Origin of the sequence: Paenibacillus sp. MZ04-78.2, from assembly GCF_024213375.1 — a bacterium.
Lineage (GTDB): Bacteria > Bacillota > Bacilli > Paenibacillales > NBRC-103111 > Paenibacillus_G.
Genome location: NZ_JANAVJ010000027.1, coordinates 1 through 24,023 on the forward strand (window position 1 = coordinate 1; position 24,023 = coordinate 24,023).

Genomic DNA, 24,023 nt, shown 5'->3' on the forward strand with positions numbered 1-24,023 from the left:
GCTCTGATCTAGGATGAGCTAATGAGCTAGCTCTTAACTTAGCAGTCGGCACAAAACAGAAATGGCCTGCGTGCGTTAACTAGCTAAGAATCCCACGGCTTTAGCCGTGTTGGAGGCTCAAAAAAGCGAACATTACTGGTACGGCGTAACGAACCCGCTGTTCGATGTCATGCTGGGCACGTTCCGCGACGAGCAGCAGGTGGAAAAAAGCGAAACGGCGCGCAATCTGGAAGGAAAAGAGGATGCGCGGCTCTAGTCCCGTTTCAATACTTGGCCAGTTCGATGACCTGTAGACGGACGCATTGCAAAAAGCGCCCCGCTTGCGGGTCATTTTGTATTTTAGAGCTTCAAGGCGAGCTGTTCGGTAATTTTGTCGATCATAGAGAAAAACTGCGTCTTTTCCTCGTCGCTTAGCGGTTCAAGCATGTCGGTAAGCAGCTGCCGCCGGATCTCCATGGCGCTCATCACGAAGGCAGCGCCTTGCTCCGTGAGCGCGATCCGTACGGTGCGCCGGTCCGAATCGCTCATTATGCCGCGTTCACGGACCGGATGGATACGACGGACCCGACCTTCGTGGACTCGTTCAATGCGCTCGTTAACCGGATTGCCACGGCGGCGCATCTGCCGCTGACCGAAGCGAAAACGCAAGCGGCAGCGGCGTTAGCCGGGCAAGCGAAGCTGCAGGCGACGGTGATGGGGATTAACGACGCCTTTTTCTGGCCGGGCGCTTGCTCCCGAAGCCGATGCGGAAGCCTCGCGGACTTCGGCCAAGCTTGCCGATCCGGAATATCGTCAGGCATTACGCGGGTTTACTCAACCGGCAAGGCCTGAGACGCCGTCCGAGAAAGCCGTCGAAGCTTCCATGAAGGACGACGACTTCCGTACGGCGCTGCGGTCGATGCACAACAAGAAGCAATAATACGATTGCGGAAAAAGACTTCATGACTTCAGGTGATCGCATAGGCGTTCTGAGGGGAGGAAGTCTTTTTTGCCATGGTTGGAGCCAAGCCAATTACCAATTAGGTATTCTGTTTTTGGGTGAATTTTCGAACCGGGTACATAGTTATCCACGGAGTTATACACATAATAAACAGCCTGTACACGAAAAAAAATGCCTACGGGCCTTTGTTATTCACATATCCACAGAATAGGTTATGCACACCGGGATTTGGAAATTCGGTTTCCATGGGTTTGGTTCTTTATAGACAGAAAGAGACCCACAAGCAACGGGCTGTGGGTCTAAAGGTTTTATATATTAAAAAGGGGGTCAAGGATTATTATAGCCTGCGAACATTAAAGAACGATGAAAATTATATTTCAATTAGATTACAAAACCCAAACAATAATTCACGACAGATCGGCATAACGGTATATAATTTCAACATTATTTTGTTCCACGGGGATATTTGCCTTTACGTACGGAATGTGGTAAAATAAACCCAATGTTTATAAATGAAACCGAAATTCACATATTGAAAAAGGTGACATTTTTTACATGATACTTTTTTCAATGTGTGAATTTTTTAATTTTGGTTAAAAATGAGCATATTAATATCATTTAGTGGAGGTCACACCCATGCAAACAGGTACAGTAAAATGGTTTAACGCAGAGAAAGGCTACGGCTTCATCGAAGTTGAAGGCGGCAACGACGTATTCGTGCATTTCAGCGCGATCCAAGGCGAAGGCTTCAAGTCCCTGGACGAAGGCCAACGCGTTGAATTCAACGTTGTTCAAGGCAACCGCGGACCGCAAGCCGAGAACGTTGTTAAAGTTTACTAAGCAGCAAGCCCGCTCTTAACGCAAGTTAGGGGCGGTTTTTCTTTTAGTATTGAGATCGGAAAGGGGAATGGCCATGAATTATCGTAAAAAGATGTTTGAGGAGATTCCCAAGGAAGAGACCAAGATCTGGTCCTGTACAAAAGAAGATTGCAATGGGTGGATGCGGGACAATTTTATGTTCGAGCACAACCCGACGTGTCCGTTGTGCCAGTCCCCGATGGTCAGCGATACGAAAATGCTGCCGGTGCTCGTGAACTCGACGCTGGATCAGCGTCCGGCTAACGCCGGCCAAGAGGAATAGGCACGCATCTGACAGCCGCCGTTCAAGTTGTTAACTTGGATGAGCGGTCTTTTTAGGTTTCGAGTGAGGTGACGAAGATGCTCGAATGGACGGGAGAACGAATTATTCCCAAGCAGATGAAGCCGACGAACGGCATGCTGCTGGAGCATATCGCGAGATATTATTTTGCCGCTCCTTACGTGAAGGGGCGGGTGCTGGACATTGCCTGCGGAACCGGATACGGGAGCCATATGACGGCCAAGGAGCGGAAGCGGGAAGTGACGGAAATCGTCGCCGTCGACAACGATGAGGAGACGCTGCGGTATGCGAGTCGGGAATACCATCATCAGAAGGTGACGTATGTGCAAGGGGACGCAACGGACTCCGGGCTTCCGGAGCGGCTTGGCCTGTTCGATACGATCTTGAGCTTTGAAACGATCGAGCACCTGAAGGACGACAGGACGTTCATGGACAACCTCTACCGCATGCTGAAGCCGGGGGGAATTCTGGTCCTGTCCAGCCCGTTCGGCCGGGGGCGGGGCATGCCGACCAGCGAACCGTTTCATGTTCACCAGCTTACAGCAAGCGAGTTCGAGGAGCTGTTTACCGGCTTTGCCGAGGTGGACATTTACTACCAGCGGGGCGTCACCTTCGAGAAGCCGCGGGACGGAATCCGGTATTTTATCGGCGTGGCGGTGTGCCGGAAGTAGCGGGACCCCGCGCAGCACCTATCTCCTCCACTTTTCAAACGGGACGCCGTACTGGTATATTTGTTGTCATAATATTCCATGCCGCCGAAGCCGGGAACGCCGGTTCCCGCTTCAGGCGTAACGAAGCGAGGCTGCGACCGATGTACAAGCTCATGCTTGTGGAAGACGAAGAAGATGTGCGCGAAGGCATCCTGCGGGAGATCGACTGGGCCCGCCACGGATTCGAAGTGATCGAAACCGCGGAAAACGGTCAGGAGGCGGCGGAGCTGTTCGAACGGCAGGTGCCGGACGTCGTCGTCACCGACATCCGCATGCCGTTTATGGACGGGCTGCAGCTCGCGGCGTGGATCAGGCAGCGGCATGAAGCGACGAAGATCGTCATCCTGACCGGCTTCGACGAGTTCGAATATGCGCAAAAAGCGGTCAAGCTGCATATCGACGAATATGTGCTCAAGCCGTATTCGGCACAGGAGCTGATCGACGTGCTGGTGAAAATCAAGCACCGGATTGACGAAGAAGCGGCGGAAAAGGAAAACGTCCAGACGCTTCAGGAGCATTACCGCAGAAGTCTGCCTGTGCTGCGCGAGGTTTTTCTGGCCTCGCTGGTCGCGCGGAAGCTCCCGCGGCGCGAAATCGAGGAGAAGTGCCGCAGCTACAATCTGGAGCTGGCGGCGGACGCCTACGTCGTATCCGTCATCAGCATGGATACAGGGGACAGCGAGGAAACAGAGGGGGCAGCCGAAGCCTCTCTCAAAGGCTCGAAGGATACGGAGCTGAAACGCTTCGCCGTGCTGAACATTGCCGAAGAAATCGTCGAGAAGCACCGCTTGGGACGGGTGTTTTTGCACAACGATACCTTGGTGCTTTTGACGGTAGCCGGACAGGGGACGGAGGGCGAAGCCTCCGCACTTAAGAAAACGCTTACTGCGCTGGAGGACATCCGGCAGAGCATTGCGAAATATTTGAAATTTACCGTCACGATCGGCGTCGGCACCGTATGCGGCGAATTGACGAACGTATCCTATTCTTACAAGGATGCGGTATTGGCGCTTGATTACCGCGGCATTCTCGGGGGCAACCGGATCATTTGCATCGACGATGTGGAGACGCGTTTCGTCGAGAAGCTGCGCTTTGACGAATTGAAGGAGCATGCGTTGATCCGCTGTCTGAAGGTTGGCACCCCGCAGGAAATTCAGGAGACGGTGGACGGCTTGTTTCACGGCATCGGTGAAACGCAGGTGTCGTTCAAGGATTACCAGATTTACTTGATGGAACTGCTAACCGCCATACTCAAAGCGGCCAAAGACGCGAACGTCGATTTGGATGCGGTGCTTGGGACGGACTTCGTGCCTTTCGCGGAGCTGCATAAGTTCACAAGCTTGCAGGAGGCGAAGAGCCGCATTTTCGGGCTGTGCACAAACATTATGAACAGCATCGCGAGCCAGCGGCAGTATACGTACAAATCGCTGGTGGAGCAGGCGATCGACTATACGAAGCGTCATTACCACGAGACCGACATTTCAATCCAGAAAGTATGCGGCCATCTGCATATCAGCGCCGGTTATTTCAGCAGCATTTTCAAGAAAGAGGCGAAAATGACGTTCGTGAACTACCTGATGCACATTCGGATGGAAGCGGCGAAGGAACTGCTGCGGACGACCGATCTCAAAGCGTTCGAGATCGCCGAGCGGGTCGGGTATGCGGAGCCGAACTACTTCAGCTTCAGCTTCCGCAAGCATGTCGGCGTCTCGCCGAAGGAATACCGCAGCGCCGCCATGGAGGGACAGCGCGGATGAAGCGGGTGCCCCGAGGGCTTCGGCGGATGGCTGCATCCGCTGTCTATACGTGGAGGGTTAAGAGCATTCAGGTGATCATCACCGCGTCGTTCACGCTGCTGACGCTGCTTGTGATGGCGTTCGTCAGCGTGATGCTGTACAACAAATTTACGAAGACGGCGGAGCAGAACACGTTTCTCAGCAATGAACAGATCGTCGCGCAGGTGAAATACAACCTCGAAATTTACCTGCAAAATATGTCCCAGGTGTTTCAGACCGTGGAGCAGAAGGTGCGGATGAATTCCGTGGTATCGGGAGAAGAACGGCTGACCGAGCAGCTCGGCACGATACTGGACAGCCGCACAGATATCGTGTCGATGGCGCTGTTTACGGCAGACGGCGAGCCGATGACGGGGCTTCCGGTCATGGAGATGCGCAAGAACACGAAGCTGGCCGAGCAGAGCTGGTTCAAGACGGCGCTGGAAAACCCGAACCATCTTACCTTCTCGCTGCCGCACATCCAGAACCTGTACAAGGGCAAATATACGTGGGTCGTGTCCATGAGCAAGCAGATCACGATCGAACGCGGCGGCGAGAAGCGGAACGCCGTACTGCTCGTCGATTTCAACTTCAAGATAATCGACGACCTGTGCCGCCGGGTCAGCCTGGGGAAGAAAGGCTACGTATACATCATCGACGAGTCCGCAGGCAACATCGTGTATCACCCTCAGCAGCAGCTCATTTATATCGGCCTGAAATACGAGAATGTGGAGCAGGCGCTCAAATACACGTACGGCAATTATCTCGATTCCTCCAGCGGCGACAAGCGGCTGATCACCATCGCCACGGTCAACAACATCGGCTGGAAAATCATCGGAGTTTCTTACATGGACGAAATCGTGACTGCCAAGAAAGAAATCGGCGGCTTCATTGCCTGGCTGCTGCTATTTGTCGTCGTCTTCGTGCTGTTGATCTCGGCGTTCATGTCGGCCAAAATTTCGCAGCCGATTCGCCGTCTGGAGCGTTCGATGAGCAAGGTGGAGCAGGGTGTGTTCGACATTCACATCCAGGTGCAGGGCGACGATGAGGTGGGGCGGCTGTCACGCCGGTTCAACTATATGGTGGCCCGCATCCGCGAGCTGATGGGTCAAATCATCCGCGAGCAGGAAGCGAAGCGCAGGGGCGAGCTTGAGGTGCTGCATGCGCAGATTCACCCGCATTTTCTGTATAATACGCTGAATTCGGTCGTGCGGCTGGCCGGCGGAGGCAAGAGCGAAGAGGTCATTACGATGATTACGGCGCTGTCGAAGTTTTTCCGCATCAGCCTCAGCAAAGGCCAGACCGTCATCTCCGTGCAGGACGAGCTGGAGCATGTCCGCAATTATTTGATCATCCAGAAGATGCGCTACAAGAACAAATTCGAATTCGCGATCGAAGCGGAGTCGGAGGTCTTGGACTGCCGGACGCTGAAGCTGATTTTGCAGCCGATTGTGGAGAACGCCATCTACCACGGCATCGAAATGATGGCGGACGAAGGCTTCATCCGGATCACCGCAGAGCTTGCCGGGGAAAAGGTACGGCTGCAGGTCATCGACAACGGGCTCGGCATCCCGGCGGACAAGCTGGAACGGCTGCTGACGGGCGAGGCGGCAAGCGGCGAAGGCTCTTCCGTCGGCTTACGCAACGTGCATGAGCGTATCCGGCTTGGCTACGGCGAAGCCTACGGGCTGGAGATCGAGAGCCGGGTGGAGGAAGGTACGACGGTGACGTTGTGGCTTCCGGCGATTCGAACGGAAGGGGCGGAGGAGCGATGACAAACGGAAACGCAGTGATTCAAACGGTTCCGGTGCTGCTTGCAGCCTTGCTCTGCCTCCTGCTGCTTCCGGCTTGCGGGAGTGAGAACACCGAGCCGCACATCGCGGAGCCGAAGAAGCAAATTGCTCTCGTGCTGAAGACGCATAACAGCGATTATTGGAAAACGGTACGCACGGGGGCCGAAGCTGCGGCAAAAGAGTTCGGCATCGAGCTGTCGGTCGGGGCGCCCAAGCAGGAAGAGGACGTGCAGGGCCAAATTCAACTCGTGAACGAAGCGGTCAACTATAAGCGGGCTGCGCTGGTCCTGGCGGCGAACGACGATCAAGCGCTCGCGGAAGCGGCCGGACAAGCGGCGGAGCGAGGCATGCCGGTTATCGCCATCGATACGGAGATCGACTCGTCGCGGGTGCGCAGCTTCATCGGCATCGACAACTTCGAGGCCGGAAGCAAGGCGGGGCTCAAAATGGCGTCGCTGGTCGGGAGCCAGGGACGCATCGCGGTGATCGGCTTCAAGCCGAGCGTGAGGACGACCGAGCAGCGGGAGCGGGGCGTACTGGACGAACTCGCCAAGCACAGCCAGATGAAGGTGATGGAGCAGGTCGAGTGCGCCTCGGACCCCGCTCCGTGCGCAGGACAAATCCGTCGGCTCCTGCAGGAGCCTGTAGACGGGATCGTTGCGCTGCATGCCGTTTCGTCCATTGAGGTTGTCCGGGCGATTGGGGAGATGGGGCTGGAGGGAAAAGTAAAGGCCGTCACGTTCGACAGCACGGCCGAAAATATCGAATCGCTGCAGGAAGGCGTCATTCAGGCGACGATTATCCAAAATCCGTTCAGCATGGGCTACCTGGGCGTCAAATATGCGGTGGAAGCCTTGGAAGGCAAGAAGGTGCCCGCCCGCTTCGATACCGAAACGAAGGTGATCGATCAGGACAATATGTTCTGGTCGGACAACCAGAAGCTTTTGTTTCCTTTTGTGAAGTGAGAAAATGGAGAGGGCGGCCGTATGAGCGGTCGCTTTTGACGTTTTGGAATTGGCCCTCCCCATAAAAGAAACGTCCTTTGAATCCGAAGGACGTTTTTTTGCATTTCCTCCAAAAACACATGAGGATTTCGATAGAACACATGAGAATTTTGCATGGGTTTTTTTCCGAAAATCCAAGATAATGGGAACGTAGCTAACCTAACGTAACGTCATACAAAAAAACAGGAGGTCAGATGTTATGAAAAAGAAAGCTGTATCCATGATCATCGCGGCAGCTCTGCTTACGACCGCTGTCGGCTGTTCCGGCTCTGGCAATGCTCCCGCGGGCGGCGCGAGCACGAATGCCGGCGGAGGAGCGGCCAAGCCCGATGCGGCCGCCAAAAATCCGACCATCGGCGTCGCCATCTACAAATTTGACGATACGTTCATGACGGGCGTACGGAATGCGATTTCCCAAGCGGCGGAAGGCAAAGCCAAGGCAGACATCGTCGACAGCCAGAACTCCCAGCCGGCCCAGAACGATAAGGTCGATCTGTTCATTACGAAAAAGGTCAATGCGCTCGCCATCAATCCGGTCGACCGCACCGCAGCCGGCGTCATCATCGACAAAGCGAAAAACGCGAACATCCCCGTCGTTTTCATGAATCGCGAGCCGCTCGCCGACGACATGAAAAAATGGGATAAGGTGTACTACGTCGGCGCGAAAGCGGAGCAGTCCGGCACGATGGAAGGCCAGCTCATCGTTGATTACTTCAAAGCGAACCCCGCAGCGGATAAAAACAAGGACGGCGTGCTGCAATACGTCATGCTGAAGGGCGAGCCGGGGCATCAGGACGCCGAGCTGCGCACGAAGTTCGCGATCAAAGCTGTCGAGGACGCGAACATTAAGGTGGAGAGGCTTTCGGAAGACACCGCGTTGTGGGACCGCGTCAAAGGGCAGGAGAAAATGGCCGCGTTCCTCGCTTCCCACGGCGACAAAATCGAAGCCGTCTTCGCGAACAACGACGACATGGCGCTTGGCGCGATCGAAGCTTTGAAAGCGAAGGGCTATTTTAAAGACAACAAATTCATTCCGGTCGTCGGCGTTGACGCCACGGCGCCTGCGCTCAAAGCGCTCGAAGAAGGCACGCTGCTCGGCACCGTGCTGAACGATGCGAAGAATCAAGGGAAAGCGGCGTTCAACATCGCGAACGTGCTTGCACAAGGCCAGACGCCAAACAAAGAAAACACCGGCTATGACATTACCGACGGCAAATACGTCTGGATTTCTTACAAAAAAATCACAAAAGCAAACATAAACGACGCGAAATAATCGGCTACCCGGCCGAGCGGCAAGGGGGCAATGGCTGCGGACGTTGCCCCTTTGCCGTATGCGCACATCCTTACGCTAGGGGGCCTTGGCATGACGGAAACCCGATATTTGCTTGAAATGAACGGAATTACGAAGGAATTTCCCGGCGTCAAAGCGCTGGACGGCGTCACCTTGAAGGTGCGCCCGGGCACGGTGCACGCCTTGATGGGGGAGAACGGCGCGGGCAAGTCCACGCTGATGAAATGCTTGTTCGGCATTTATAAGCCGGACGGCGGCGAGATCGTCCTGGATGGCCAGCGGGTGGAGATCAACAACTCGAAGGCTGCGCTGAGCTTGGGCGTCTCGATGATTCATCAGGAGCTGCACCCGGTGCCGCACCGCAATGTGATGGAGAACATCTGGCTTGGCCGTTTTCCGGTGAAGGGACTCGGACTGTTTCACATCGTCGACGACAAAAAAATGCGCGCGGATACGGTAACGCTGCTTCGGGATTTGGATATGGATATCGATCCGAACGCCTTGGTAGGCTCGATGTCCGTCTCGAAGATTCAATCGCTCGAAATCGCCAAAGCCGTCTCCTTCCGCTCCAAAGTCATCGTGATGGACGAACCGACGTCTTCGTTGACGGGCAACGAAGTGGAGCAGCTGTTCAAGATCATTAACGAGCTGCGCGGGCGCGGCGTATCCATCATTTATATTTCCCACAAGATGGAGGAAATACTTCGCATTTCCGACGATGTGACCATTATGCGGGACGGCAGATTGATCGGCTCGTGGCCGGCGGCCGAGCTGACGACGGATCTCATCATCTCCCGCATGGTCGGCCGCGACCTGAAGGAGCGTTTCCCGGAGCGTCACAACACGCCGGGTGACGTGCTGCTGAAGGTGGAGAAGCTGACCTCGCCTTTTCCGAAATCGTTCCGGGATGTGTCGTTCGAGCTGCGGCAGGGGGAGATTCTAGGGGTCGGCGGCCTTGTCGGCGCACAGCGGACCGAGCTGATCGAAGCGCTGTTCGGCCTGCGCTCGGTCGCCTCCGGCGAAATCCGTCTTCGCGGACACAAGGTCAAGATCAAATCGCCGATCGATGCCAAGAAGCATAAAATCGCGCTGCTGACCGAAGAACGGCGGGTGACGGGCATTTTTCCCGTGCTGTCGATTCTGGAAAATACGATGATCGCCAATCTGGACCGGTATATCAATCCGTTCTTCCTGCTGAACGAGCGGAAGGGGCGGGCGGAAGTCACCGCGAGCGTCGAGAAGCTGCGCGTTAAGACGCCTTCGATTAAGGAGCTGATCAAAAATTTGTCAGGTGGCAATCAGCAGAAGGTGCTGCTGGCGCGGTGGCTTCTGACCGAGCCGGACATTTTGCTGCTTGACGAGCCTACCCGGGGCATCGACGTCGGGGCCAAATTCGAGATTTATACGATCATCGCCGATCTGGCCAAGCAAGGCAAAAGCATCATCATGATTTCCTCGGAAATGCCCGAGCTGCTCGGCATGTCGGACCGCATTATGGTCATGTCGGAGGGGCGGCTGACGGGTATTCTGGACGGTCGGCAGGCGACGGAACAAGATATTATGCGGCTGGCCGCCAACTAGAAGAGGACATCGCGAAGGAGGAGAACCGGGCTTATGAAGACGGGAAAGCTGAATCATTTTTTTACACAATACGCGATTTATATCGTTCTGATCCTTCTCGTAGCGGGCATTGCGACGTCCGATCCGCGGTTTCTGTCGATCGATATTTTGCGGGACATTTTGCTGCAAAATTCGACCCGCGCCATTATCGCGCTGGGAGCCGCGTTCGTGCTGATTACGGGAGGAACCGACTTGTCCGCGGGACGCGTCGTTGGGTTGACGGCGGTACTATCCGCTTCGATGCTGCAGACGGCCGATTACCCGCGCCGCTTTTTCCCGGATATGCCCGATCTGCCGGTCTGGGCGCCGATTTTGATCGGGATTGCCGCAGGGCTGCTCGTCGGCTTGATCAACGGCTGGATCGTGTCCAGGCTGAGCGTGCCGCCGTTCATCGCGACGCTGGGCACGATGGTCATCGTCTACGGGGCCAACTCGATCTACTTCGACTTGAAGCCGAACGAATCGCAACCGATTGCCGGCTTGCGCCAGGACTTCACAACCATCGGCACCGGCTTCGTCGGACCGAACGGGCCGTATTCGCTGCCGTATATCGTCATTATCGCGGTCGTCGTCGCTTTTATCGTCTGGGTCATTTTCAACAAGACGCGGCTCGGCAAAAATATGTACGCCATCGGCGGGAATAGCCAAGCGGCGGTCGTCTCCGGGATTAACGTCAAGCGCAACCTGATCTATATATATGCGATCGCAGGCGCGCTGTACGGCTTGGGCGGCGTGCTGGAAGCGGCCCGAACGGGCGGCGCGACGAACAACTACGGCAACATGTACGAGCTTGACGCGATTGCCGCGTGCGTGGTGGGCGGCGTATCGACGGCGGGCGGGATCGGAACCGTGCCGGGCGTGCTGGCCGGCGTGCTCATCTTCGGCGTCATCAACTACGGCTTGACCTTCATCGGCGTTAGCCCGTATTGGCAGCTCATTATTAAAGGGCTGATCATCGTTGCCGCCGTCGCTTTTGATATTCGCAAGTATTTAGCGAAAAAATAAGGGAGTCGCAAAAAGCTTGTCGCATAGGCGGCAAGTTTTTTTTGCGATAGGCCCCAAGAAGGATTGCAAAATCTTTATTTATCCGATAAAATAACTATGAATTAACCGAAAGGAATGGGTGATTCCGATGACGGCACGTTGTCCTCACTGCTCCGGCGTTCAGCCCTTGGACGTTTCGATCTGCCCTCACTGCGGAGCCGAGGCGAAGACGCAAGACCGGCTGCTGGACGCTTTGACTTATTGGGACGGCACGGCTGCAGCTTCCCGTCTGTATCCTTCTTTGATAGCCCTTCTGATCGTTGTCGTCGCCGGCGGGGCGGCCGCTTGGCTGCATTTTCCCGCGCTTTTCTGGACCGGCGCCGTCATCGCGCTTCTATATCGCTTCTTCACGATCAAAGTTTGAAGCCATCCCGTCAATCATAATAAAAGCTTATTTATAGCATCAAGGATTCGTATTTGTGTTTTCCCCCCGAATCTCTTACGATTACACCTGTCGGAAGTACATGGGGAATCGGGGGGAACATCGATGAACGGTTTGAAATCGCTCGGCCCGGGTCTTGCGCTCACGGGAGTTATTGCGGCCGTGTCTTACGGGCTCGGCCTGCTGTTTCCGCTGATCGGCGGCTCGGTTTTCGGCATCGTGATTGGCATCCTGGTGAACAATCTATGGCGCAAGCCGCAACATACATGGCAGGGCATTCGTTTTTGTTCCAAAAAAGTGCTGCAATGGGCAATTATCCTGCTCGGCTGCCGTCTCAGCCTGTCGGAGGTATGGAAGACCGGCACGGAGACGTTCGTGGTCATGATCGTCACGCTGCTGCTTTCGTTCGCCGCGGCTTACGGCTTCGGACGGCTGCTCCGCATTCCGCAGCGCATGGCGACGTTAATCGGCGCGGGCACCGGCATTTGCGGCGGTTCGGCGATCGCGGCCATCTCGCCGGTCATCGAAGCGAAGGAAGAGGAGATCGCGTATTCAATCTCGACGATTTTCTTGTTCAACATCGTCGCGGTCCTTGTTTTTCCGGCGCTTGGGCATGCGCTCGGCTTATCCGATGCGGGGTTCGGTCTATGGGCAGGCACCGCGGTGAACGACACTTCTTCCGTCGTCGCCGCAGGGTACGCGTTCAGCGCCGCCGCCGGGGATTACGCCACCATCGTTAAGCTGACGCGCACCACGATGATCGTGCCGATTGCGATCCTTATGGCGGTCATCGTCGGTTGGAGCAAGAAGCGGGAAGCCGCCGGTACGGCGGGAGGATCGTTTTCGGTCAAGCAGGTGTTTCCTTGGTTTATTTTATGGTTTCTCGCCGCCTCGCTGTTGTACACGCTCGGACTTTTCGGGGAGCAGCTTTTGCAGTGGATTCATGTGGCGGCGCAGTTTATGGTCGTAGTAGCGCTGACTGCGGTCGGCTTATCCGCCGACTTCCGGCAAATGACCGCAACCGGGGTAAGACCGATGATTCTCGGCTTAATCGTCTGGTTGGTCGTCTCCGTCAGCGGATATGCGGTCGGCACGCTGACCGGCCAAATGTGACGTTTCCGTTATGCGGGAACGTCTTTTTCTTTTTGCAAAGGCACGAAAGGAGGAAAACCGTTCCATCTCGCCGAATCTTTTTTAGTCAAGTACGTAAGACTACCGAAGGAGAGATCCCATTGTTTAAAAAAATCGGCGCATGGGTCATGGGCGCAGCACTTGTTTTTACGGCCGGCTGCCAGCCGCTTGGCGGTTTGGATATGAATCAGGCCATCGAAAACGAATGGAAGACGGACACTTACGAGGCTTCGCTGTCGATGGGGCTGCAATACGGTGTGGGAGATACGAGCGCCTTGTCTAAATCCGACAAGGAAGGATTGCCCTTGTGGAACGGATTTCAATTAAACGTATCCAGCTTGAAGGTGAACCGAAAAGAGCAGACGATGTCGGCCAAAGGCTCGCTCTCTGCTGCCAAGCTGAACCTTCCGTTTGCCGTTTCCTTGGATAAGAACGGCGCGGTGCTCAACGTGGAAGGCGCGAACAAGCCGATTGTTATTGCCGATTGGCGTACGAACGAGCTGACCGGTCTGTCTCACGAGCTGACGATGTACGATGACTATTGGTTCTATAGTCTGAAAAGGCTTATGAAGGAACTGCACTGGGCAGATCAACAAGAGGTGACCAAGAAAGCAATAGGCTTGCTTGCCAAAAATCTTCCAAACGCCACCTCCTTTGCTGTTGATAAGAAGACGGAAACGATTCAGGGGCAGACGGTAAGCGGACATCAGCTCCGGTTTGATATGTCGGATAAGGAATTTGCCTCGTTATTCCGGTCCATGTTCAAAAACATGGCTTTGGACGACCAAGGCTTGCGTGAGCTGGCTGTCGTTATCTACGATAAGTTCCATCCGGAGCTAAAAGAACTGGGCTTCGTCGAGGAGCTGTTCGAAGATCGGCAGCTCGGTACGGAAGCGGTCTATACGGGGGCGAAAGCGATTGCGCTTTATTTGTCCTCCGAAGCGGGCAGAACTTGGGAGCGGGAGCTGTTGAGCCCAATCAAGCTCAAAGCGGAGGCATTCGTCGACGAGAGCAAGCATATCCGCCGGTGGAACGCCGAGATCGCTGTGCAAAGTCCTGAAGGGTTGGAAGACGAAATCCGCGGCGGCAAACTTACTGTCCGGATGGACCGCTGGAATATTAATGGAGATGTGAAGCCGGACATCATCTCCACAAAGGATGCGATCCCGTACGAGGATTTATCGAACGAGGACAACTTGAGACAGGCTGTGCAGCCGGATTCCGCGTTCTATAAGCTGCTCAAGGAACAGCTTCGGATCACGGAGAAATATTTGTACTTCTACATTTGGCCCGAATCCGATCTGGACGGCGCATCAGGGGCAGAGGCAGGGGGGACAGAGGCTTATCTGGCCTACGATTACACCGCTTATATCTCGTCCAATAATACCGCTTATGTGCAAGGGAGAGAACTCGGGGAAGGGCTAGGCTATAAGGTGGTATGGGATGCCGGGACGAAAACGATGACTATCGCCAGCTCCCAGACGGAGATCGTATTGAAAGCGGGCAGCGCGACGGCCCGGGTGAACGGCACAGACAAAAGCATGGGCGAACCTGCCGCGATGAAACACGGCGCGCTCTACGTTCCGGTCCGCTTCGTGGCCGAGCAATTGGGCGCAAAGGTGAAAACCGAGGGAGAGGAAAGCGTGTACTCCATCGAAATATATAAACCGTAGTACAGGACTCAAAGAGAAAAAAACAAAACGCCTGATTCTTCATCCTTCGCGGAAAAAGAATCAGGCGTTTGTCGTTTTTTTTATGAAGCGGGTCATGATTTTGGCTTCGTAACAGGCACGGCGTTCTTAACGTATTCTTCCAGCGTCACGCCTTGCTTGGCGATCGTTTTGGCGGTGTCTACGCCGACATAGCGGAGGTGCCAAGGCTCGTATTGGTAACCGGTAATGTTTTCTTTACCTTCCGGATACCGGATGATAAACCCGTAGTCAGCCGCATGCTCAGCAAGCCACTTGGCTTCTTTGGTCGCGCCGAAGCAATCCTGCGCCGCGCATTTGCCCGAGCTGCCGGCCACGTCGATGGCCAGCCCCGTCTCATGCTCGCTGTGTCCCGGTTTGGCGCTGTATTTGTTCGCTGCGGCTTCGCCGTCTTTTTGCACGTAACGGTTATACACCGTTTTCTGCGTTTCATGGGAGCGGTAAGCGGAGACGCCGGCCAGCGGCAGGTTGTCTTTTTTGGCCGCTTCAAACAGCTTTTCAAGCGCCGCGGCCGCTTCCTTGCGCATTTTGCGCTTTTCAAGCTTTTCTTTGAACGTAAAAGAAACATTCGGGTCAACCAAGTCCTGCGGCTTGTAATTGTCCGGCAGCTTGAACGTTTTGTTCACAAGAACCGCAATGTCCGCCGGGCTTGCGACAACCTGAACATCACCTGTTTTCTTACCGGATTTGGTATCCGTTTGAGCCGTCTGCTTTACCCCGCCCGGGGCGCCGGCAGCTTGATCCTGTCCGTTCGTCGAAGCAGCAGCAGGTATCTCGGACGGTTTTGACTTGGATGCATCTGCGCTAGTGCCAGTCGAGCCGGTATTCGATGAGGCGGGAGACGCCGAGGTTCCGGCTGCGGTGTCGGCCTGCTTTTTACCGCCACTGTCTCCGCATGCGGTGGATACGAGCATGATGGCGGCCAGCAGCAGTGCTGCGGCGGTCGTACGACGAGAGTTCAATAGAGCCAAATCCTTTCTGTACGTAAATGCACACGCGTTTTAGCGGTCTTATTACATAGACGACGTATGGATACGAAAAGTTCCGTATTTTTCTCCCTAAGGTGAGAGATTAGATTCCGGTTCGTCGTCTATACAGTATAGGACGCTAGGAGGACCGAGTGGTGGAAGAACGCGAGATCCGGCAGGAGTCGGAACGAGAGCTTATTCATCGGATTGTGGCAGGGAGCAAGCAAGAATTTTGCTTTTTGGTCGATCGCTATAAACAGAAAATTTACGGCCTCCTTCGGGGAATGGGGGCGAGTCCTATGGATGCTGCGGCTTGTTACAGCCGGTAGTGATCCGCCCGCCAAGTCCGGATCGCTTTCTTGATGTCATCGGGCCGCATGTTTTCTTCTGCCGCTTTACGGCATAGCTCCGGGTATTCCGGATCGCTCGCGAACCGCAAAGCGACGATTTGCCGCAGCGATAATCGGGAATCCATAGGCTTGCCGGTCAGGACAAAGTGCCGAAGCTGCTCTTCCGCCCGGATGGCCCGGTCTTGAGCCTTAAGCGCGTACGTCCGCACCAGCATGACCAAGATGGCGGCGATGACGCTCAGCCCGAGCAGAAGCAGCGCAACGGACACGCCTTCTCCAGCTATCAGGGAACGGACGGCATAAACCACGGCACCGACGAGAACGATCAAAGTCAGCCAAAGAAGCACGAAATGGAACAGCGGATCAAATTTGCGGTGGTTGGCGTACTGTTGGGTTTCCAAACGATTTCCTCCCGTAGTCAGGTTAGTTTTATTGTATATCCCGCTGCGACAATTTACCATGCCCATTCTTGCTTGCCTGTCCGCAGGTTCGTCTCCGAAACCGCGCTATCGCCGCTCAGTATCCGTGAAGCGCTCAAATATGTGGATCGGCGGAAGCTGCAATAACGCTATTCCAGCTTAAAGCCCCGGGCTTCCAGGAAGCCGCGCATATGCGCGCGCACCGGCTGCCGGAATTTGTCCGATATCCCTCTGGACCATGTGGTCACCGTTTTGCCCCCGACTCTCTCCCGGTAATACTCTTGCATCGTTTCATCGTACGCTTCGATCTGCCGCCGCACACCGTCCCCTTGATAGCCGTTATAGTGCAGGACGGCTTGCTGCGGCAGCCGCGGACGGGACGAAGGCTCTTGATCGGGCACGCCGATACACATGCCGAACACCGGATAAACGAGCTCGGGCAGCTGGAGCAGCCGGCTTACGTCCTCTGGCGCGTTGCGGATTCCGCCAATATACACGATGCCGAATCCCAGCGATTCGGCAGCCACGGCTGCGTTTTGCGCGGCAAGCGTCGCATCGACGGTGGCGACGATGAAGCTTTCCGTATTGTGATGGAACGTTTCACCGTTCAGCGCAGTTGCTTCGCGGAGCCGGTATAAATCTGCACAAAATACCAGGAACAGACCGGAATGCTCGACATAGGCCTGATTTCCGGCGAGCCGGGCCAACTCCTGCTTTTTCTCCGGGTCGGTCACGGCTATGATGCTGTAGGCTTGGATGTTGCTTGAAGTCGAGGCCATTTGAGCGGAAGCGACAATGGCGTCAATATGCTCCAGCTGCAGCGGAATGTCCTTGAATTTGCGGATGGAACGGTGGCTTTGGAGCAGATCAATTACGGCGTTCATGAAATCGTTGCACCTCCGAATGGAATGGAATTCAAATAGGAAAGACCCCCTGTCGGGGGCCTCCAGCAGACTGGTTGACATGCCTTAAATTGTAAATGTTTAGATTCATATCGTCAAACCGGGCGGGAAAATGTGCGGCTATTCTCGCGCTGACGGTTAGTTTCAGAGACAAGCGGACGAATTTTGCGCGCCATCAATGCCGAATCTGATTGACGATCACATCGTACATGCTGCCTTGAATTTTGACCGGCACATCGTCGGTCTGAACCAACCCGTTGCTCCAATGCACGCGGAATCGGAATGTGTAGGTTTGGCCGCTGCGCAGCGATTGGGCATGATCCGGGTTGACCAACTGCCCGCTGAATCGAATGCGGTCGGCAGAGCCAAGCTTGACCTGTTCTCCGGTATCCAGGAGCGTCGCGTCGACCGACTGCGGCTTGGTTGCGCTGGTGCCGGTATCGGTCACCGTCGCCGATAGCTCGAACGCTTCCCCGGCCCAAAAGACGTCGGCTTCCCGAGGCGCGCCCGGGTGCTTCTCGTTCCACAGCAGCCGGTAGCTTTCCCACTCCGGCGTATGCGTGACATAGCCCTTGATCGACAAAGGCAGTACGACGAACGAATAGGTCTGGTTAAACGTTCCGCCCTTGCCGTCACTGAGGGATAGCCGCAAGGTGTAATTTCCTTGAGGCAGCGGCCCGTAGGTGAACGCCTTGCTTTGCCCGGACGGAACGCCGCTCCACTGCTGAATGATTCCGAATGCGCCGCCGTTCAAGCTGCTTTCCACCGTGACGTCGATCGCATCGCCGTCCGGATCGGAGACAGAAACGGTGAATACCGGCGTGTCATGTTCGTAAATCGGCGTGACAAACGTAATATTTCCCGTCGGAGGACGGTTGGTCAGCAGCCAAGTCGGAGCAGACCATGCCGACCACACGAAGCCGTCAAAAGTACGCGCCCGAACCTGAACTTTGGCTCCAGCAGGCAGTGGACGGTCCTTAGGAACAGAGACGCTTTGTACGGACACTTGCCCTTGAAGGTGCTGCCCTAACTCTCCCGTATCATAGAGTACGGTATTTCCCGCTTCATTGATGAATTGGACCTGATATTTTGTGAACGTCGTATTCGGGTCCGGATCGCTTTGCGTGAACGAAACGGTCGGCGTTGGGCTCATCGGCGTCGGATTCGCTTGCGTTCCGGAAGGAACGTTCATCGTCACGGTCGGCGTCATGTTGATGTAGAGCCATACGGTGTTGCTCCATGCGGACCATAGGTTCGGATCATCGTCGGTTACCTTCATCCGCGCCTGCAAAGGAACGCCTGTCGGCAGGTCTGTCGGCACTTGGAAGCTGTTCGTTGTTGCCGTGGTGTTCTGATACGCATTCCATCCGGTATTGTAAACCATGCCGCCGGTCTCGTTCAAAATTTCGATGTACATTTTCGCATAGTAGTTCTTCTGGCCGTCCGATTGAACCCAAGTAATCGCCGGTCGCTTGTTATCCAGAATAAGCGTTGGATTATAGGCATCGGGTCCGTTCGGATTCGTAATGACAACCTTTGGCGCTGAATTGATGACCATCCAACCGATATTGGACCATTCCGTCCAATAGTACGGATTTTGTGCGCGTACCCGTACTTGATACAGCTCGCCGCGGATCAAATCCGTCGTTACCTGCCACGAAGCCGTGCTATGGGGCGGCGCATTCTGGTTTGTTTCCCCGCTGCTGATGACGAGACTTCCGCGCGAATCCATGATTTGAACCTCGTACCCCGTAAACGTATGGCCCGCCGGGTCATCCTGCCTCCAATGGATCGTCGGTCTCGTCCCGTGTTCCAGTGTCGGATGATCCCGCGTTCCGGTCGGATACGTTAGCTGGATCGTCGGTTTTGGAATTTCAGGGACGTTGCCTTTGAGCTGGATCGAAGCGTTGGCGGGGTAAGACCTCGCCCCATACTCGTCAATGACTTGCAAATACACGGTATAAAGTCCCGGCTTTTTCGGTCTCGTCAGCTTTTCAGCGACAAAATTACCGTCCGGATCGACATAGCCATACTCCCGGGAAACGATCCCGCGCATGCTGCAATAATCGTAGCCCGTCACATCGGGCGCGCTGCAGCGTGCCGGGTCCCAAGCCGCCCGATTCGGATCGAACCGGTCCGGATCGTAGGACGTATCGTTCCAGGCGACCGTGCCGTCCCCGTTCTCCGAAAGCGTGAATTGCGCGATCGGCCTGCGGTGAACCGTCAATTTTTTATGGAACGTATTGGACCATTTACGGTATTGATCAAACACCATGCTCGCCCATAAGTAGTTTCGGTTCGGATCGTCTTGTGCCCGCAGCGTGAGCAGATAGACGCCGACCGCGTCAAAGGTTTGCTGCGGAGAATCGAACGTCTTCCCGTTCAGCGCTGACAGCCCCTGATTATTTAGGAACTTCGGCATGTGCGTTACTCCCCAGCGGAAGTTGCCGGCCATCGGATCGTTTTCCGGATCTTCGAACAAAATATTATTATACCTGACGTTGGCCGATGCCGATCCATTTTCCCAAATCGCGTAGTCGGACATCCAATCCCGGCTATCCTGGTTCTGCTTGATGGAAATGCCCGTAAAAGTGACAAACGATTTGTCAGTGAACGGTCCCATTTTTCCATCGGCGAACGTGGTGTCCTGTACCTCAAACACCGGCACGCCGTTCATGAATACTTGAATCGTATCGCCCAACAGGCTGATCTTGAACAAATTGTCCGTGTTATCGAACGGCCACGCCTGACTGCGCAGCACGGTTCGGCTGCCGCCGACGTAACGGCTTAGATAGAGCGTGGAGCCGTCCGTTTCCAGACTGTACCGGTTCGTCGGGTCGAGCATCCGGAACGAAAAGCCGCTTAGGCTTGTATCCTCGTTCGGGCTTGTCATCTTCATTCGGAACGTAATGTCCGTGTCGCGATAGCGGTCCGGAGAAACGAACTGGCCGAGAACAAACCCTTTCCGTAGCTCCGGATCTTGATCTAAAGGACCGCTTTCGAGATACATGTACATATCCGTTTGCGTGAAGTAATAGCCATTGCCAGCTTGTCTTTTCAGCGTATTGTACATGCCTAAAAACAGGCCGTCCCCTACATAAAATCCGGATAGGTAAGTATCTCCCCGTTCTTGCTCTCCTGGCGATTCGTTCAATAATTCGTTTACATGCACATTGAAGATGCTGCATTTTCCATCCGTTGACCAGGAGCAGCCTGTCATCCCACCGAATCCGCCACCAGGAGTTACGCCAACGGTGTATGGATGGTTGGACGGATAAGGTCCTTCCGATACCGCGCCGGTGTCCATATTCACGTATTGTCCGAAGCTATGGTGATCGCCACGACCGTTCATAAGATCCATATTCGTGTAACTGCGGGTTAGAAGGGTCCGGTTATATGGATTTACAACGAGTGCCGTAAAATCGTTGTAAAGCATTTCTTCACCCAAGATCGTGTTGGAAGGGTAGAACCAGTCCATACCCGCCAATCTGGCGGTCCACCCCATGCTCAAGTCGTTATTGATCCGCAGCAGATAAACGCCGATCGGGGCATCTTCGTTGTACCTTCTGTCGATTTTAATGTACCCGTCGTCCCGGTCGCAGGAACGCTTGATGTAGGTGTAAAACTCCCCGTCAGGGCCTTTCCATAACCCGTTTAGATCGCTGTATCTACATTGGTAATCTTCGACATACTGCTCCGGAACCGCGCGCCCCTCCATCGTATTATAATATTTTCTTTGGTACTTAATCGTGCTGTCCGGGAACGATTGTCCGCCTCTTCTGACTTCCTGGAGCTGCGGATTCATCTCGATGAATCCAATTTCACGCGGCCGATTAGGGTCTCTTTGATATACAATAACCAGGCTTTCGCCTTTGGTTAACAGCGAGAATGTTTTCCGCCCTGCTGTATACTCCTTTTCATCAACCGATATCCCGAGATCTTCCCAGCCGGTCTTGAGCGGATTGTCCTTATTGCTTGAAATCAGCTTACCGGTATACGCGTCGTATGCCTCGATCACAAAGGAGTTATTCCTCTTGCCGACGCCGCACGTCGTTTGGCCTTCGCACTTGGTGAAGTAATCGTACATCATGTAGTTTGAAACTCGGTAGATTATTCCGCCTGCGACCTCATACTTTTGAGAACCTTGGTACTCGCTGGGTAAGTAAACTTCTTTGGTATAGGTTGGCCCGTTCTTCGAATCACGGAACGGGACGGGAACGCTATACGTGTCTGTCGTAAGGGTAAAATCATACGGGTCCCGGTCCCAAACATGCGTCAAGTTGTTAGATGCATCGTTCCATTTTCTGCTGTACTGCGGCAGCTTCTTTTTATTCAAGGCATACAGCTTTGAACCCTCGTCAAAATATAGATACGTTTTGTTCGTGCGGACGAGCGAATTGAATTTCGCCGGAGCATACCCGGTTATATATGTCCTCGTATCTGGATCCCACAGGTTAGAAGGGACTAAGATAGGCGTACTGGTGAGCGAGGGGCTGCCGTGCATCCACTTGTATACGGTCCCCTTGTACGAGCTGATAAAATTCGCTCCGAACCCGAGATCCGGCCATAGGAACGTGCCGAAGACGCTGGTGGGTCCCTGCATTGGATTATCTCGCTTGATGATGCTTTCCTGGCGCTCCATTTCTCTTCCCAAGCCAGCCCGCAGGGCAGCGTTGCCTTGGGCCGCCCACTGATAAACATAGTTGTTGAGCCGGTTATTCGTGTTCGTATCGAACAGAGCCCACGAATTTACGATCGAATTGGCGTTAAACATGATTGGCGGGTTCATGCCCGGCTGATCGTTCTGCCCTTCGATGGCAAAGGAAACGTGCGGCGCATTATTGACAATATCCAGCGTTCGCGGTGCTTCCGGCTGCGTATCGGATGCCATGGCGCTTTTCCCGTAGTCCTCCGTCACTTGGACATCGAACAGATACTTACCGATCATGCCGGCCTTAAATACAAGCGTGTTGTTATCAAAGGATACGACTCTGCCGTCTGTCCCAAGAACATCCAGCCACGGATCGTCCTGAAAACCGTTGTTAGCCGCGTCGTATTTAAACCGCCATTTGACGGAGACGATCTGATCGCCGTCCGGCGAGTACGATTGGTTCCGGATGGTGACCTGCTGATTCCGGATACCGAGCGGCGGTACGACGATTTTGCCGATGGGAGGCAAGTCCGGATGCACAGTAATTTCGCAGGTGCTGGGGCTGGTCGATTCCAAGCCGGAGTAATCTACGACTTTGGCGAGCGTAACAGTCGCTGTAACGTCCTGCAGGGTGCCGTTATAGTACTTATCGAGCTTGTTAAACCATAAGTCCTTTGAGTGGTCGATAGACTTCCTTGCCGGGCTCCAGCTCTTATCTGCATGGATCGCTCCAGGAGGGACGGGACGATTTTCTTTAATCTCCTTGGGCGCTGTACAGACCGCAATAGGGTTTGGCTCCATCACAGTCAAGGAAACGTTTTCCGTCCGCGTCCCGCCGCGCCCGTCATCCGCCGTAACTTTCACGGAGAAGGTTCCCGGCGTATCCGCTTTGATATGGTAATAGCCTTCCGCGTCGAGCATCTTGCCCCAATCTTCGTGCAGCTGCTTCGCTATCTTTTGAACCCAAGGGTGTATACCTGAATCGAAGTCCCATTTCCACTGGATCGGATCGTTGTCCGGGTCTGAAGGCGATTTCGGGTCTGTGTACTGGTTATGAATAACACGGACATTCACCATGTCGCCTACCAAAAAATATTCCGGAGGATAGATCCCGTTCCGATCTTGATCGTAAAACCAGCCTGCCTTAAAATAGGGCGGTTTATTGTTCGGATCGGGGAGAACCGTTAATGGTTTTTCTTTAATCCAGTCCGTTTCACCACAAGAGGTTTGAATTTTCAGACTTATATAGTTGCTGCCTTCTCCAAAATAAAACGGTCTCCCGTTCGGATAGGGGAATGCGCTGTTCTGCGATTGCCCTTTCACCCGATTCGTCGACCATGTCTGGCCGTTATAGTTGAACCGATATTGATGACCGAAATAGGTGCAGCCTTTCGGAATTTTAAAATTAACAGGCTCCAGCTCGAAATTGTCCCGGATTTTGATCGTCGGTCCGGGCCTAATTCGAAAATCGCCGTCGATACCGATATCGACCGGAAAATCAAACGGCTTATAGTTGTTGTCTTCCCCGCCGTCCGGGCCTTCATCGATCGTATTATCTGAATCGACATAAAATCCGGTTAATAGCTTCCCGGGGTCCATCACCGTATACTGAAACGTGCCGGTAATATCCACGTTCTGCTCGGCGTTTGTAAACGATGCCTTGTGAATCGTTTTGCCGTTGGAACGGTTTTGGATCAGGATTGAGAAGGTTTTGTTTTTGAACGGCTCTCCGACGTTACGGAAAGTGTAGGTGAACGTCGTCGGCTCGCCGATTTTGACCGGCCCGTTCGATTTGAGATCGATCGGGATCAGGTCGGGAAAGGTCGGTTTTTTGTAGAAGACTTCGATTCGGCCTTCGAATTTGTACGTCGTGGCGTTCCAATATGTATCCGCATCCATAACATAATTCCGGCCTTCTTGGAGTTTTGGATAATCTGAACAACGACTACTACCTTTCGGCCAAAGAATGTAGTCGCTATCACATCTATTGTAAGTAGAAGTCAAGGGCTTAGAAACTTTCAAGTATCCGAATCCATCTACTTTCCTCCCTAAATCTTCGATCTGTAATCCTTTGGCTTTTGCGAATGCCTTAGTAATGGTTATACTTTTAGGATCTATTCGATCCGGAGCTATAGGTGCCTCTCCATCTTCTGATTGTTCGTTAAAATAAAATTG

20 protein-coding genes are annotated in these 24,023 nt (G+C 54.2%); 15 read left to right on the forward strand and 5 right to left on the reverse strand.

The annotated features are described in order from the left end of the window. Positions 1 to 109 precede the first annotated feature (109 nt). Positions 110 to 256 (forward strand): hypothetical protein, encoded by a 147-nt coding sequence (locus NLX71_RS17640; protein ID WP_375377938.1) that lies wholly within the window; start codon positions 110 to 112, stop codon positions 254 to 256. A gap of 83 nt (positions 257 to 339) precedes the next feature. On the opposite strand, the gene NLX71_RS26645 is transcribed toward NLX71_RS17640, so the two are convergent. Continuing rightward, positions 340 to 465 carry a hypothetical protein gene (locus NLX71_RS26645; protein ID WP_302058304.1) on the reverse strand — a complete coding sequence of 42 codons (126 nt, stop codon included), beginning with the start codon at positions 463 to 465 and terminating at the stop codon, positions 340 to 342. 15 nt (positions 466 to 480) lie between these two features. Here NLX71_RS26645 and NLX71_RS17645 point away from each other — a divergent pair, with 15 nt between their 5' ends. From NLX71_RS17645 to NLX71_RS17705, 13 genes are all read left to right on the forward strand, one after another. Continuing rightward, positions 481 to 831 (forward strand): hypothetical protein, encoded by a 351-nt coding sequence (locus NLX71_RS17645; protein WP_254365117.1) that lies wholly within the window; start codon positions 481 to 483, stop codon positions 829 to 831. A gap of 745 nt (positions 832 to 1,576) precedes the next feature. Next, positions 1,577 to 1,780, forward strand: coding sequence for a cold-shock protein (locus NLX71_RS17650; protein WP_090671735.1), 204 nt, complete (start codon positions 1,577 to 1,579; stop codon positions 1,778 to 1,780). 73 nt (positions 1,781 to 1,853) lie between these two features. Continuing rightward, complete coding sequence (locus NLX71_RS17655) at positions 1,854 to 2,081, forward strand: cold-shock protein (RefSeq protein ID WP_090671732.1); 228 nt, start codon at positions 1,854 to 1,856, stop codon at positions 2,079 to 2,081. Positions 2,082 to 2,158: 77 nt separating this feature from the next. Then, on the forward strand, positions 2,159 to 2,770 hold the full coding sequence (locus tag NLX71_RS17660; RefSeq protein ID WP_254365118.1) for a class I SAM-dependent methyltransferase: 612 nt from the start codon (positions 2,159 to 2,161) through the stop codon (positions 2,768 to 2,770). A gap of 140 nt (positions 2,771 to 2,910) precedes the next feature. Continuing rightward, positions 2,911 to 4,566 carry a response regulator transcription factor gene (locus tag NLX71_RS17665; RefSeq protein WP_254365119.1) on the forward strand — a complete coding sequence of 552 codons (1,656 nt, stop codon included), beginning with the start codon at positions 2,911 to 2,913 and terminating at the stop codon, positions 4,564 to 4,566. After that, a complete protein-coding gene (locus NLX71_RS17670) occupies positions 4,563 to 6,359 on the forward strand; it encodes a sensor histidine kinase (RefSeq protein ID WP_254365120.1) in 1,797 nt (598 codons plus the stop codon). Before NLX71_RS17665 ends, NLX71_RS17670 begins: the two co-directional genes overlap by 4 nt. Further along, entirely contained in the window at positions 6,356 to 7,342 is a 987-nt protein-coding gene (locus NLX71_RS17675; protein ID WP_254365121.1) for a substrate-binding domain-containing protein, read from the forward strand. The genes NLX71_RS17670 and NLX71_RS17675 overlap by 4 nt, the downstream gene beginning before the upstream one ends. A 238-nt stretch (positions 7,343 to 7,580) precedes the next feature. Next, on the forward strand, positions 7,581 to 8,654 hold the full coding sequence (locus NLX71_RS17680) for a galactose ABC transporter substrate-binding protein (protein ID WP_254365122.1): 1,074 nt from the start codon (positions 7,581 to 7,583) through the stop codon (positions 8,652 to 8,654). Positions 8,655 to 8,744: 90 nt separating this feature from the next. Then, a complete protein-coding gene (locus NLX71_RS17685) occupies positions 8,745 to 10,253 on the forward strand; it encodes a sugar ABC transporter ATP-binding protein (protein ID WP_254365123.1) in 1,509 nt (502 codons plus the stop codon). A 33-nt stretch (positions 10,254 to 10,286) separates the two neighbouring features. Further along, positions 10,287 to 11,297, forward strand: coding sequence for a galactose/methyl galactoside ABC transporter permease MglC (mglC, locus tag NLX71_RS17690; RefSeq protein WP_254365124.1), 1,011 nt, complete (start codon positions 10,287 to 10,289; stop codon positions 11,295 to 11,297). Between the two features lie 127 nt (positions 11,298 to 11,424). Continuing rightward, positions 11,425 to 11,700 (forward strand): hypothetical protein, encoded by a 276-nt coding sequence (locus tag NLX71_RS17695; RefSeq protein WP_254365125.1) that lies wholly within the window; start codon positions 11,425 to 11,427, stop codon positions 11,698 to 11,700. 123 nt (positions 11,701 to 11,823) lie between these two features. After that, positions 11,824 to 12,831 (forward strand): YeiH family protein, encoded by a 1,008-nt coding sequence (locus tag NLX71_RS17700; RefSeq protein WP_254365126.1) that lies wholly within the window; start codon positions 11,824 to 11,826, stop codon positions 12,829 to 12,831. 119 nt (positions 12,832 to 12,950) lie between these two features. Continuing rightward, positions 12,951 to 14,522 carry a copper amine oxidase N-terminal domain-containing protein gene (locus NLX71_RS17705; RefSeq protein ID WP_254365127.1) on the forward strand — a complete coding sequence of 524 codons (1,572 nt, stop codon included), beginning with the start codon at positions 12,951 to 12,953 and terminating at the stop codon, positions 14,520 to 14,522. A 92-nt stretch (positions 14,523 to 14,614) separates the two neighbouring features. On the opposite strand, the gene NLX71_RS17710 is transcribed toward NLX71_RS17705, so the two are convergent. Next, a complete protein-coding gene (locus NLX71_RS17710; RefSeq protein ID WP_254365128.1) occupies positions 14,615 to 15,520 on the reverse strand; it encodes a M15 family metallopeptidase in 906 nt (301 codons plus the stop codon). Positions 15,521 to 15,681: 161 nt separating this feature from the next. Between NLX71_RS17710 and NLX71_RS17715 the strand changes: the two genes are divergently transcribed. Beyond that, entirely contained in the window at positions 15,682 to 15,855 is a 174-nt protein-coding gene (locus NLX71_RS17715) for a hypothetical protein (protein WP_254365129.1), read from the forward strand. Here the strand turns inward: NLX71_RS17715 and NLX71_RS17720 are convergent. The 3 genes from NLX71_RS17720 to NLX71_RS17730 all read right to left on the reverse strand — a co-directional run bounded on the left by NLX71_RS17720 (position 15,843) and on the right by NLX71_RS17730 (position 23,747). After that, complete coding sequence (locus NLX71_RS17720) at positions 15,843 to 16,277, reverse strand: DUF6526 family protein (protein WP_254365130.1); 435 nt, start codon at positions 16,275 to 16,277, stop codon at positions 15,843 to 15,845. The two genes, NLX71_RS17715 and NLX71_RS17720, sit on opposite strands and share 13 nt — an antisense overlap. A 167-nt stretch (positions 16,278 to 16,444) precedes the next feature. Further along, complete coding sequence (gene nfsA / locus NLX71_RS17725) at positions 16,445 to 17,179, reverse strand: oxygen-insensitive NADPH nitroreductase (protein ID WP_254365131.1); 735 nt, start codon at positions 17,177 to 17,179, stop codon at positions 16,445 to 16,447. Positions 17,180 to 17,372: 193 nt separating this feature from the next. After that, positions 17,373 to 23,747 (reverse strand): fibronectin type III domain-containing protein, encoded by a 6,375-nt coding sequence (locus NLX71_RS17730; RefSeq protein ID WP_254365132.1) that lies wholly within the window; start codon positions 23,745 to 23,747, stop codon positions 17,373 to 17,375. Positions 23,748 to 24,023: the final 276 nt, after the last annotated feature.

Excerpts from the sequence above, each read along its gene's own strand:
- NLX71_RS26645 (WP_302058304.1), bottom strand. The coding sequence starts at position 465 with ATGAGCGCCATGGAGATCCGGCGGCAGCTGCTTACCGACATGCTTGAA.
- NLX71_RS17650 (WP_090671735.1), top strand. The coding sequence starts at position 1,577 with ATGCAAACAGGTACAGTAAAATGGTTTAACGCAGAGAAAGGCTACGGC.
- NLX71_RS17655 (WP_090671732.1), top strand. The coding sequence starts at position 1,854 with ATGAATTATCGTAAAAAGATGTTTGAGGAGATTCCCAAGGAAGAGACC.
- NLX71_RS17660 (WP_254365118.1), top strand. The coding sequence starts at position 2,159 with ATGCTCGAATGGACGGGAGAACGAATTATTCCCAAGCAGATGAAGCCG.
- NLX71_RS17665 (WP_254365119.1), top strand. The coding sequence starts at position 2,911 with ATGTACAAGCTCATGCTTGTGGAAGACGAAGAAGATGTGCGCGAAGGC.
- NLX71_RS17670 (WP_254365120.1), top strand. The coding sequence starts at position 4,563 with ATGAAGCGGGTGCCCCGAGGGCTTCGGCGGATGGCTGCATCCGCTGTC.
- NLX71_RS17675 (WP_254365121.1), top strand. The coding sequence starts at position 6,356 with ATGACAAACGGAAACGCAGTGATTCAAACGGTTCCGGTGCTGCTTGCA.
- NLX71_RS17680 (WP_254365122.1), top strand. The coding sequence starts at position 7,581 with ATGAAAAAGAAAGCTGTATCCATGATCATCGCGGCAGCTCTGCTTACG.
- NLX71_RS17685 (WP_254365123.1), top strand. The coding sequence starts at position 8,745 with ATGACGGAAACCCGATATTTGCTTGAAATGAACGGAATTACGAAGGAA.
- mglC (WP_254365124.1), top strand. The coding sequence starts at position 10,287 with ATGAAGACGGGAAAGCTGAATCATTTTTTTACACAATACGCGATTTAT.
- NLX71_RS17695 (WP_254365125.1), top strand. The coding sequence starts at position 11,425 with ATGACGGCACGTTGTCCTCACTGCTCCGGCGTTCAGCCCTTGGACGTT.
- NLX71_RS17700 (WP_254365126.1), top strand. The coding sequence starts at position 11,824 with ATGAACGGTTTGAAATCGCTCGGCCCGGGTCTTGCGCTCACGGGAGTT.
- nfsA (WP_254365131.1), bottom strand. The coding sequence starts at position 17,179 with ATGAACGCCGTAATTGATCTGCTCCAAAGCCACCGTTCCATCCGCAAA.
- NLX71_RS17730 (WP_254365132.1), bottom strand. The coding sequence starts at position 23,747 with ATGGATGCGGATACATATTGGAACGCCACGACGTACAAATTCGAAGGC.